The following is a 10993-nucleotide window of genomic DNA, read 5'->3' on the forward strand; positions in this document are numbered from 1 at the left end:
CGAGCGTCAAGGTTTCGCGGCTTTTTTCGGATGCATGGTCGTTTTCGGGATAGCCGGATATCTGCTCTGGGCGCAGTGGTGGAATTGAAATACGCATAACGGTTGCGAGTAGTTGAACTGTCGTCGAACGTTTGTCGATATGACCGAATTCGACGCCGATGTGCTGGTGCTGGGAGGTGGCCCGGCCGGAGCCTGGGCCGCCCTTGCCGCGGCCGCCGTGGGTGCGCGGGTATTGGTCGTCGACAAGGCCCGCTGCGGCAGCAGCGGCCCGACGGCGCGGGGCGGGGTCACGCTGTGGAACATTCCGGCGGGCGAAGCGCGCGAGCAGGCGGTGCGGCAGACCCTCGCGCACGGCGGCGGGCTGGGTGATCCGGAGTGGATGTACCGGGTGCTGGACGAGACCCATCGGCGGGTCGGGCAATTGGTGCAGGGCGGCTTCCGGTTCCGGGGTGAACACGCGGAGCGCCCGGCGCGGGTCTATCTCGACGGCGCGAAATATCTGGGACGGATGCGGCGCAGCCTGGTGGTCGCCGGGGTGCGGATTCTCGACCACCATCCGGCGCTGCAGTTGATTACCGATCGTGATGGCACGGTGTCCGGCGCGTCGGGGGTGGCGCTGCGCGGCGAGTTCCGCGGCTGGACCATCCGGGCCCGCGCGGTGGTGCTGGCCACCGGCGGCTGCGCCTTCCTCTCCGGCGGCGCGGGCACCGACGTGGACACCGGCGACGGGCTGCTGATGGGCGCGGAGGCGGGGGCGGAACTGTCGGGCATGGAGTTCTCCAACGCGTATTCGCTGGCCCCCGTTGTCGATTCGCCGCTGCTGGGCGGCCGACCGGTGGCCGCGATCTTCGCGTCCGACCAGGTCATGCATTTCGCGACGCTCTACGACGAGTCGCGGGCGGTGCTGTGGGGGCAGGGATGCGGTTCGCGAGCACAGGCTTTCGCCGCCATCGCCGACGGCCGCCGGGTCTACGCCGCCCTGGACGAGCTGCCCGAATCGGTGCGTGCGGAAGTGGCTCGGCTCGAGCCCGGCGTGTCCGGGCAGGTGCCGCTGTGCGCGGTGCTGGAGGGCACGGTGCGCGGCACCGGCGGGCTGCGGCTGGCCGGATCCGATTGCGCCACCACGGTTCCGGGGCTCTACGGCGCGGGCGATGTCGCCACCCGCGAGCCGATCACCGGCGCGGTCAGCGGTTTCGGCGGGCAGAACGGGGCGTGGGCCATCTCCTCGGGGGTGTGGGCGGGGGCGGGCGCGGCCGGTTTCGCGGCGGCCCGGCACAAGCTCGGCAAGGCGCGGCCGGTGCCCGGCGCGGGGCTCGGGGACAAGGCGCGGCTGGATCCGCGCGCGGTGGTCGGCCTGGTCCAGGAGCACACGCTGCCGCTGCGGCGCAGCTACTGGCGCAGCGACGGCAGCCTGCGCGACAGCATCGCCGAACTGGACGGCATGTGGCCCGGGGTCGAATTCGCGCTCGGCGGCAAGGGGCCGGATCGGCTGCGCGCCCGGCAGGCCGCCGCGTTGCTGGCGGTGGCCCGCTGGACCAAGTACTCGGCGCTGGCCCGGACCGAGACCCGGGGCATGCATCGGCGCACCGATCACCCGGGCGCCGGAAGTGACTGGCGGGTACGGTTGCTCTCGGGTGGTCTCGACAATGTCTGGGTGCGGCCGGACCTCACCGTCGCCGATGCCCGCCCGGCTTGACAGCTCACCGCCGCCCCGGAGACCGCGTTGTGACAGTTCTCCAACTTCAGGTTCCGACCAGCGAGTTTTCGTTCACCCCGGTGTGATTCGGCTGCCTTACCCTTCAACGATGGTGAGGCGACGCGACGGACCCGGGGGCGATTTGGCAGGCCGTCGCAGCGACTGGCAGAATGATCCGATCCTGGCCGTCGCCACCGCCCGGCCCGGGACACTCGGTGATTCACGAACCCCGACTCGCGGGTTCACACGAGGTCACCCCGGCTGTTCGCCCGGACACACCCCTCCGGTTCTCGCTCGACGATCTGCGCTGCCGCGACACACTTCCCGCAATGCCGTAATACTTTGTGTTCGTTGCCACGATGAGGTGGCACGGGTTTCTGCGAAGTGGCTCGGAAGTGGTGTCGACGTCGCTGAACGCGACTGCGGCAAAAGATATATGAGCACCGAAACCATAAATTCAGCTATTACCGAACGGTAACCGTCAAACGGTTGAGTCCGAACCGATCAGGAGTGAAATCGTGTCACCCGTGACTGAAGCAGTGAATGCCACCGCGACCCCCGCGAATGACGGCGTGGCCCCCGCGTCCAATGGCGCGAGCCTGGCCGACATCACCACGGAAGACATCTTCGCCGGGCACCTTGGCGGCAAGCTGTCGGTCGAACTCACCGCTCCGCTGGAGACCCAGCGCGACCTCTCCATCGCCTACACCCCCGGTGTCGCCCAGGTCTGCCTGGGCATTGCCGAGGACGAGTCCCTCGCCAAGACCTACACCTGGGCCGAGCGCCTGGTCGTGGTCGTCTCCGACGGCACCGCCGTGCTGGGCCTGGGCGACATCGGCGCCCGCGCCTCGCTGCCGGTGATGGAGGGCAAGGCGGCGCTGTTCAAGAAGTTCGCCGGGCTGGACTCCATCCCGCTGGTGCTCGACACCAAGGACCCCGACGCCATCGTCGAGACCCTGATCCGGCTGCGCCCGAGCTTCGGCGCGGTCAACCTGGAGGACATCTCCGCGCCGCGCTGCTTCGAGATCGAGAAGCGCGTCATCGAGGCGCTGGACTGCCCGGTCATGCACGACGACCAGCACGGCACCGCCATCGTGGTGCTGGCCGGTCTGAAGGGCGCGGTCGCGGTCCAGGGCCGTGACATGTCCAGCCTGAAGGTCGTGGTGTCGGGTGCGGGCGCGGCCGGTGTCGCATGCACCGACATCCTGCTGGCCGCAGGCATTTCCGACATCGTCGTGCTCGACTCCAAGGGCATCGTGAGCCGGGGCCGCGGCGACCTGAACGAGTACAAGACCGCGCTGGCCGAGCGCACCAACCCGCGCAACGTGACCGGCGGCCCGGCCGAGGCGCTGGCGGGCGCGGACGTGTTCCTGGGTCTGTCGGCGGGCACCATCGCCGAGGAGTTCATCGCGTCCATGGCTCCGGAGTCCATCGTGTTCGCCATGTCGAACCCGAACCCGGAGATCCACCCCGAGGTGGCCAAGAAGTACGCGGCCATCGTGGCGACCGGTCGCAGCGACTTCCCGAACCAGCTCAACAATGTGCTGGCCTTCCCGGGCGTGTTCAAGGGTGCGCTGGACGCGGGCGCGCGTCGCATCACCGAGGGCATGAAGGTGGCCGCCGCCGAGGCGATCTTCAACGTGGTCGCGGGTGAGCTGTCCGTGGACAAGATCATCCCGAGCCCGCTGGACCCGCGCGTGGCCCCGGCCGTCGCCGAGGCCGTCGGCAACGCCGCCCGCGCCGAGGGTGTCGCGTAGTCACTCGCCGAATCGGGAAAGGGGCGCTTCGTCGATGACGAAGCGCCCCTTTTCGTTCGCTGATCAGGCCGCGGCCGGTGCCTTTTCGAGGTCCGGGATGGCGGCGTCCTCGGTCCAGCCGGGCGGGCCGAAGACATATCCGAGGCGGCCGCGCCAGGTGCGGGCGGAGCGGACGTCGCGCACGAGATCCACCAGCTCGGTGTAATTGACCTTGATCGGATTGTCGGTGGCGATGTCCTTGGTCAAGCCGTAGCGAATCGGCTCGGTTTCCGCCGCGAAGCTGCCGAACATGCGATCCCAGATGATCAGGATGCCGCCGTAGTTCCTGTCCAGATACGGCTGGTTGGAGCCGTGGTGCCCGCGGTGATGGGCCGGGGTGTTGAACGCGAATTCGATGGGCCGCCACAGTGTTCGCACGCGCTGGGTGTGGATCGGGAACTGGTAGAGCAGGCCGATGGACTGCAGCACGAAGATCATCCATGCCGGGAAGCCCAGCAGCGCCGCGGGCACCCAGCACAGTCCACGCAGGATATTGGCGGCCGGGTGCGCCCACGGCAGGCGGATGGCGGTGGAGAAATTGAAGAAACGGCTGGAGTGATGGACGCTGTGCGAGGTCCACAGCAGCCGGATGCGGTGGTCGGCGCGGTGCGCCCAGTAGTAGCAGAAATCGGTGACGATCAGGCCCGCCACCCATACCCACCAGTGCCCGGGTGACAGGTGCAAGGGCGTGAAATGTGCCGCGATCACTACGCCCGAGAACGGGATCACCTGTGCCAGTATCGGTTTGGCGATCCGGCCGAGCGCGAAGGTGGCGATATTGGAGGTGGTGTCGCGGCGGTCGACGCCATTGGCGGGGCGGTTGGGGTCGCGCCGGTTGTCGATCCACTCGATCACCATGAGCAGTGCGAAGGCCGGCAGGGCGTAGATGAACAGATCGGCGTTCATATCCGGGCTCCCGGGGGTGACGGCGGGGTTGCTGGCATGTCTCCGACGCTAGTTCGGCGATCGGCCCGAATCGTCGCGCCGACGAGGGATTCTGTGTCCCTCACACGGGGGATGAGGGGTCCCCGGGGTAGCGTGCGGCCATGGATGTGACCCGGTCGCTGGCCAGGCAGTCGCTGCTGGTGGCCGCCGTGGCGGCGGTGCTGGACGGTTCGCAGATGGTGATGTGCGGGGCGTTCGGGCTGGCTCCGGTACTCGCCACGATCCTGCTGGTGGCCACGGTCGGCGCGGATCTCGCATTGGCCGCGCCCGCCTCGACGGCGGCGGTGGTGGCGGTCGTACAGGTGCTGGTGAAGGTGTCGGTGGCCGCGTTCGCGCACCACTACGCGATCACCGCACGGGTTTTCGATGTCGGCTACCTGGTGGCCGGGTACCAGGCCGGGGCGTGGCTGGGTGGGACGGTCGCGATGGCGACCTTGCTGTGGCTGGTCGGGGGTTCGGTAGCGGTGAATCTGGTGGCGGGCACGCATCCGCCGGTGCGGTTGGTGATCGTCGCACTGGGCGCGGGGCTGGTGCCGTGGCTGGTGGGCCGGTACACGGCGGCGCGCGGGGCCTATATCGCGGAACTGGAACAGCGGGAACGGCTTCGGCAGCAGGAACAGCGTGCGGCACTGGATCGTGCGCTGGCCGACGAGCGCGAGGCCATCGCCCGCGATCTGCACGATGTCATCTCGCATCATGTGAGCGCCATCGGAATTCATGCGGGGGTGGCGCGAATGGCATTGTCGCGCACCGATACCGAGGCGGCCGGGCGGTCGGTGACGGCGGTGGAGTCGAGCAGCCGCGCGGCGATGGTCGATCTGCGTCGGCAGTTGGATCTGCTGCACGGGCGTGACGACGACGGGCAGCGTCAGCCCGGACTGGCCGATATCGAGGATCTGGTGCAGCGGGTACGCGACGCCGGATTGACTGTGCGCGTGACTGTTTCGGGTGAACCGCCGGTGCTGCCGGGATCGCTGGACGTCATGCTCTACCGCGTCGTGCAGGAACTGCTGACCAATGCGCTGCGCCACGGCCGGGATTCGGCGGACCTCGAAATCGGCTATCGGCCCGGGCGAGTCGAGATCCGGGAGTCCAACCCCATCGGGACGGCTGTCGTCACCGAGATCGGTCACCGCGGCCTGGACGGTATTCGCCGCCGCATCGAATTGTTCGACGGCTCCGTCACCTACGGAGCCGATCCTGCCGGAACCCGCTGGGAAATCGGGGTTTCCGTGCCCATTGGCACCGCGTAGCCGATCGGAGTCCCATGACCATCACCGTTCTGATCGCCGACGACCACACCGTCTTCCGCTCCGGCCTGCGCGCCGTCATCGACGCCCACCCCGACCTGGAGTGCGTGGCCGAGGTCGGCGACGGCCGCGCGGCCATCGAAGCCGCCGCCCGCACCCACCCGGACGTCGCGATCCTCGATGTCCGCATGCCAAAGCTCGACGGCCTGGCCGCCACGGAAGCCATTGTGGCAGTGGGCGGTACCCGAGTCCTGGTCCTCACCACCTACGACAACGAGGCCAACCTGCACCGTGCCCTGTCCGCCGGAGCCAGCGGCTTCCTGTTGAAAAGCCTTCCGCCCGAAGAACTCGTGGCTGCCATCCGGGTTGCGGTGCGCGGCGACGCCGTCATCGACCCCTCGATGACCCGCCGCCTCGCCACCCGTCTCGCCACCGGCATCGCGCCACCCGCCGAGCCCCCGGAACTGGCCCACCTCACCGCCCGTGAGCGCGAGGTGCTCTTACTACTGGCCGATGCCCGCAGCAACAGCGAGATCGCCACCGCGCTCGGCATAGGCGAGGAAACCATCAAGACCCACGTCTCCCGAATCCTTGCCAAACTGGCTGTCCGAGACCGCATCCAAGCCGTCGTCTACGCCCACCAGCACGGCCTCGTCCCCACCAAGCCGCGATAGCCGTCGAGTGGGTCAGTAGTCGGGGAGGTCGACGCCGTTGATGGCTCGGTTGATCAGGTCCATGTCCCATTCGGGTTGTGCGTCGGGGGCGGCGTCCGGCGCGGGGGCGGCGAGGCTGTGCGCGTGCAGGCGGCCGATCTCCTGGTTGGCCTCGACGAAGGCGCGCATTCGCTTCTCGTAGGCGGCGAATCCGGCTGCCGGGTCCCATCCGGCGGTGGCCAGTTCGCCGGCCAGCAGGTACGCGCCGACCAAGGCGAGTCCGGTGCCCTGGCCGGACAGCGGTGACGAGCTGAACGCGGCGTCGCCGAGCAGTGCCACCCGGCCGTGGGACCAGCGGTCCATGACCACCTGGGCGACCTGGTCGAGGTAGAAGTCCGGGGTGTCGTCGAGGTGCGCGAGGATTTGCGGGGCGAGCCAGCCCATGCCGGTCATGCGTTCGCGCAGCAGGTCTTTCTGAGCGTCGATATCCCGGTAATCCACGTCGAAGTCATCCGCGGCGAAGGAGAACATGGCCATCGCGCGGGTGGCGTCCTGGATGGGCCGCAGCCCCGCCGTGCGCCCGGCCGCGTGATAGTCCATCAGCCACCGGTCCAGCCCGAACGCGTTGGGCACGCTGTAGAACGACATCACCTGCCCGAGGTGCCGAATGTACTGCTCGCGCGGCCCGAACACCATGGCGCGCAACGCCGAATGCAACCCATCCGCCCCGACCACCAGCTCGAACCGCCGCCGATCCCCACCCTCGAACACCACATCGACCCCATCCGCATCCTGGGTCAACTCGGCGATCCGATCCCCGAAGATGTACTCGACCCCATCCCGTGTGTCCTCATACAACACCCGCGACAGATCCCCCCGCAGAATCTCGATATCCGAGATGTACCCGTCCCCACCGTCATCCTCGGCCCGAAAGGTCTCCAGCACCTTCCCGTCCACATCCACGGTGTAAGCCCCCGCGGTATCGGTACAAGCCGCCCGCACCTCCGCGTCCAGCCCCATCCGCCGAATAACCTCCTTGGCCACCCCGCGCGCGTCCACCGCCTGCCCACCCGCCCTCAACTCCGGAGCCCGCTCCACCACGGTCACCTCGGCCCCATACCGCCGCAACCAGTGCGCCACCGCAGGCCCCGCAATACTCGCCCCCGCCACCAATACCTTGACTCCGCTCACTGCGCCTCCCGTTCGCCCGCCGGATCACTGCCCGGATTATCTGTTCCTGTCCCGACTCACCACTATCGGTGCATCCAGACGTACCGACGACACATCGATACGGAATTCATCGGTGCGGCCCTGCCCGCCTCGGAAGCAGAAGGATTCCGCTTCTACCTCGGCCGGGTGCCGACCACCGCCTAGGGTCATGGTGTGCGCATTCTCCTCGCCGCGGTCGCGGCGGCAGTGCTGGCGTTGGAGGATCCAATTCCGCGGTGGCCCAACCGTTGTCGGAGCAGGGGACCGTGGTTGATTCGACGCCGTTGCGTGGCGAGGAGTTGATTCCCTACGCGGGCAGCGGGTTTCGGATCGTCTATCGAACCGTCGGGCAGAGTGGGGAGCCGGAAGTCAGCGGGGGCGTGGTTTATGTGCCCGAGGGGAAGGAGCCGGAAGGCGGTTGGCCGGTTGTCTCCTGGGGGCACGGAACTTCCGGGATGACCGAGGGCTGCGCGCCGAGCCGGACCGGCAACGTCATCGACGGGACCGAGGACCAGGCACCCGACCTGTCACGGTTCCTCGCCGCCGGATATGCCGTCGCCGCAAGCGATTACATCGGTCTCGGAGCGCCGGGATACCACGAGTACCTTGCCGGGCGAGCCGAAGGACACTGTTCGCCGCGTCGCTGGCGGCCGAATACGCACCGGAACTGAATCTACGTGGCGTGCTCGCCTTTTCCCCTGCCTCGAACGTCGAGATCCTACTCGGCCTGATGGGCCCGAACACCCCGGTCATCCCGCTGGTCAACGCCATCATGGTCAACGGCGTGCTGGCCATCGCCGGTCTCGCGCACGCCCGCCCCGATCTGCCGATCGCCGACTTCCTCACCGACAAGGGCCGCACCGCCGTCCAGCTCGCCGAAACCAGCCCCGACCGCACCCTGCTGCCCGTCCAACGCCTCGTCCGCGGCCGACCACCCGGCGAGCTACTGGCAAAACCGTTGGCAGACCCCGTCTTCACCGCCGCGTTCCGCGACTACATCACCGTCCCGTCGACCGGCTACCGCGTACCGATCCGCATAGCCCAGGGCGCCCTCGACGACATCATGCCCCTCCCCGCCGCCCTACTGCTCCAACAGCAACTCACCAAGGCAGCCACGCCACCAGACCTACGGATCTACCCCACAGCAACCCACAACACCATCGTCCCGACCTCCGGACAGGACGCCCTCGACTTCCTACGCCAGACGCTGGGGTGATGCCACCGACCGGTGAGGGATTCGGGCCGTGCGGCGTCGATGTTCAACGCCGCCAGTTCCCCGTCCAGCCACTCGACATCGATGTCTTGCAGCTGAAGTCGATGATTGTCGCTCATGCGTCTGCGTAGGTGGGGAATCGTTGTGCCAGTGCGGCATCGAACGCGCCTACCCGCGCCGCGGAGTCCCAGTGATGGAATTCGGTGCGGGCCGAGTACCACTGGGGAGCACTTCTCGGGAGTCGGCCAACGGCCTGTCAGTAACTGGGCCATAGCCGCATTGTCTGTCGAGCCGCCGGTCACAGCAGCGGCATCGGCGACTGGCGACAGCAACCCCATGTTCGTGCGGCGTCTGGTCCCGCTCTTGTTCTCGCATCGACAGGATTCTTCCCCCGCCCACCACCCCACTCGATCGTCGAGTGCTGGTGGCGACCGAGTTCGTTTTCGCCGGTGGCGTCTTCGGGTCCGGGGTGGACTGGTCGATCACCACCGGTCACCGAGCGACGATGTTCTGCGCCGGATCTTGGTCGGGTGTGGTGTTAGTTTGCGGCACATGGATATTGATGGTAATTCCCGGGTCGGGGAGATTGCCGTGAAGGTCGACCGGCTTCGTGCGGTACTGGCCGAGGATCCCGGTGGAGATCTCCTGGCGTCGTTCCCGCCGGGTGTCGAGCTCGATCCGAGCCGTGAACTCGATACCTATCGCCGCCAGATGGAGACTCGCGTCGCTTCCGGTCGGCTTCCCGCTGTGGCAGTTGGGTCGGCCACGGGCGCGGTGCCCGGGTTGCCCGCGGGTCCGTTTCCCGTGGCCGCCCGCCGAACCGGACGTGCGGTTCTCGCCGCATCCGGCTCTCCATGACTGTCATGCTTGTGAGAGTGTTTCGAGTTGTTCCGCCCGAACGCTCCATGGTGTCGGGATCGCGTGACCCCGCCATCGATAGCGCTCGATGACGATGCTTGCGGGGTCATAGAGCACGGTCCCGTTCTCGGATGGCTGGTAGGTCGGAAACCGCTTGTCGGCGTAGCGACGTCGCAGTCTCCTCCAAGCGGTCCTGCGGTGCTTCATCCTCATCCAGTGCGCCACCTCGAACCACATGTAGTGACTGGGGTAGCTGAATGTGCGTTTCGAGCACCCGTGCTTGAAGTACGCACACCAGCCCCGAACCACTCTGTTCAGGCGTTTGAGCAGTTCTTCAAGAGACATGCCTGTTGTCGATCTGCTCGTGAGGGATCTGATCTTCCCGACGATCGAGTGCAGCGATTTCTTCGACGGGTAGGTGTAGACCACCTTCTGCGCGTGGTTCGTGCCTGGCTTGGACCGCTTCGCCGCCCGCGACCTCTCGGGCGTGGACTACGTCTATTTATGGGTCGACGGCATCCACCTGAAAGTACGCCTCGAGCAGGAGAAATTGTGCATGCTGGTGATGCTGGGCGTCCGGGCGGACGGCCGCAAGGAACTGGTGGCGTTGACCGACGGGTTCCGCGAATCGCACGAATCGTGGGCGGATCTGCTGCGCGATTGCCGCCGCCGAGGGATGCGAGCGCCGGTGCTGGCGGTCGGTGACGGCGCGCTCGGGTTCTGGAAGGCGGTGCGCGAAGTCTTCCCCGACACCCGTGAGCAGCGCTGCTGGTTCCACAAGCAGGCTAATGTGCTTGCCGCACTGCCGAAATCGGCACATCCGGCAGCGCTAGCGGCGATGAAGGAGATCTACAACGCCGAGGATATCGACAAGGCGCAGTTGGCGATCAAGGCGTTCGAGATCGACTACGGGGCGAAGTATCCGAAGGCGGTCGCCAAGATCACCGCTGACGCCGACGTGTTGCTGGAATTCTACCGGTATCCCGCCGAGCACTGGATCCATCTACGCACCACGAATCCGATCGAATCCACCTTCGCGACAGTGCGTTTGCGCACCAAGGTGACCAAGGGACCGGGCTCACGCGCGGCCGGGCTCGCCATGGCCTACAAGCTGATCGAGGCCGCCCAGACCCGCTGGCGCGCGGTCCACGCCCCGCACCTGGTCGCGCTCGTTCGCAACGGTGCCCTGTTCCACAAAGGCAAACTCCTCGAAAGACCGATCGGCATCACACCACCGAAGAAGGGAATCGATTCAGGCGCAACAGAAGTCGCCTGAAACAACCTCATCCACAGGATTTGACAATATGTCAGGTTTTTTCCCGGTTCACGCCCTCTTCGGTCAAAATACCGGCCTTGAGGAATGCGACTCCCCT

Annotated in this window: 9 protein-coding genes and 1 pseudogene; 7 read left to right on the forward strand and 3 right to left on the reverse strand. The window is 67.2% G+C overall.

From position 1 onward, the window contains the following. Positions 1 to 139 precede the first annotated feature (139 nt). Positions 140 to 1696 carry an FAD-binding protein gene (locus NS2_RS33535; RefSeq protein WP_033091316.1) on the forward strand — a complete coding sequence of 519 codons (1557 nt, stop codon included), beginning with the start codon at positions 140 to 142 and terminating at the stop codon, positions 1694 to 1696. Between the two features lie 572 nt (positions 1697 to 2268). Continuing rightward, positions 2269 to 3453, forward strand: coding sequence for an NAD(P)-dependent malic enzyme (locus NS2_RS33540; protein ID WP_033091321.1), 1185 nt, complete (start codon positions 2269 to 2271; stop codon positions 3451 to 3453). A 63-nt stretch (positions 3454 to 3516) separates the two neighbouring features. On the opposite strand, the gene NS2_RS33545 is transcribed toward NS2_RS33540, so the two are convergent. Next, entirely contained in the window at positions 3517 to 4398 is an 882-nt protein-coding gene (locus NS2_RS33545) for a sterol desaturase family protein (RefSeq protein WP_033091317.1), read from the reverse strand. A gap of 140 nt (positions 4399 to 4538) precedes the next feature. Between NS2_RS33545 and NS2_RS33550 the strand changes: the two genes are divergently transcribed. Together NS2_RS33550 and NS2_RS33555 are read left to right on the forward strand one after the other, a co-directional pair. Beyond that, on the forward strand, positions 4539 to 5690 hold the full coding sequence (locus tag NS2_RS33550; RefSeq protein ID WP_033091318.1) for a sensor histidine kinase: 1152 nt from the start codon (positions 4539 to 4541) through the stop codon (positions 5688 to 5690). A 14-nt stretch (positions 5691 to 5704) separates the two neighbouring features. Continuing rightward, positions 5705 to 6361, forward strand: a complete 657-nt coding sequence (locus NS2_RS33555) for a response regulator (RefSeq protein WP_033091319.1) — start codon at positions 5705 to 5707, stop codon at positions 6359 to 6361. 12 nt (positions 6362 to 6373) lie between these two features. Here NS2_RS33555 and NS2_RS33560 read toward each other — a convergent pair whose 3' ends face one another. Beyond that, positions 6374 to 7531, reverse strand: a complete 1158-nt coding sequence (locus NS2_RS33560; RefSeq protein WP_033091320.1) for an FAD-dependent monooxygenase — start codon at positions 7529 to 7531, stop codon at positions 6374 to 6376. Positions 7532 to 7815: 284 nt separating this feature from the next. Here NS2_RS33560 and NS2_RS38100 point away from each other — a divergent pair, with 284 nt between their 5' ends. Both NS2_RS38100 and NS2_RS33570 read left to right on the forward strand, forming a co-directional pair. Further along, the gene (locus tag NS2_RS38100) at positions 7816 to 8220 is read left to right on the forward strand and encodes a hypothetical protein (RefSeq protein WP_249218100.1); all 405 of its coding nucleotides are present in this window, start codon (positions 7816 to 7818) and stop codon (positions 8218 to 8220) included. An 11-nt stretch (positions 8221 to 8231) separates the two neighbouring features. After that, positions 8232 to 8765, forward strand: coding sequence for an alpha/beta hydrolase (locus tag NS2_RS33570; RefSeq protein ID WP_106852494.1), 534 nt, complete (start codon positions 8232 to 8234; stop codon positions 8763 to 8765). Positions 8766 to 9623: 858 nt separating this feature from the next. Here NS2_RS33570 and NS2_RS33575 read toward each other — a convergent pair. Then, positions 9624 to 10049, reverse strand: a complete 426-nt coding sequence (locus NS2_RS33575; protein ID WP_147207415.1) for a group II intron maturase-specific domain-containing protein — start codon at positions 10047 to 10049, stop codon at positions 9624 to 9626. 34 nt (positions 10050 to 10083) lie between these two features. Here NS2_RS33575 and NS2_RS33580 point away from each other — a divergent pair. Continuing rightward, positions 10084 to 10896, forward strand: a pseudogene (locus tag NS2_RS33580) (IS256 family transposase); the annotation flags it as partial. Positions 10897 to 10993: the final 97 nt, after the last annotated feature.

This window comes from Nocardia seriolae NBRC 15557, assembly GCF_007990715.1.
In the GTDB taxonomy this organism is placed as follows: domain Bacteria; phylum Actinomycetota; class Actinomycetes; order Mycobacteriales; family Mycobacteriaceae; genus Nocardia; species Nocardia seriolae.

Excerpts from the sequence above, each read along its gene's own strand:
- NS2_RS33555 (WP_033091319.1), top strand. The coding sequence starts at position 5,705 with ATGACCATCACCGTTCTGATCGCCGACGACCACACCGTCTTCCGCTCC.
- NS2_RS33545 (WP_033091317.1), bottom strand. The coding sequence starts at position 4,398 with ATGAACGCCGATCTGTTCATCTACGCCCTGCCGGCCTTCGCACTGCTC.
- NS2_RS33535 (WP_033091316.1), top strand. The coding sequence starts at position 140 with ATGACCGAATTCGACGCCGATGTGCTGGTGCTGGGAGGTGGCCCGGCC.
- NS2_RS33550 (WP_033091318.1), top strand. The coding sequence starts at position 4,539 with ATGGATGTGACCCGGTCGCTGGCCAGGCAGTCGCTGCTGGTGGCCGCC.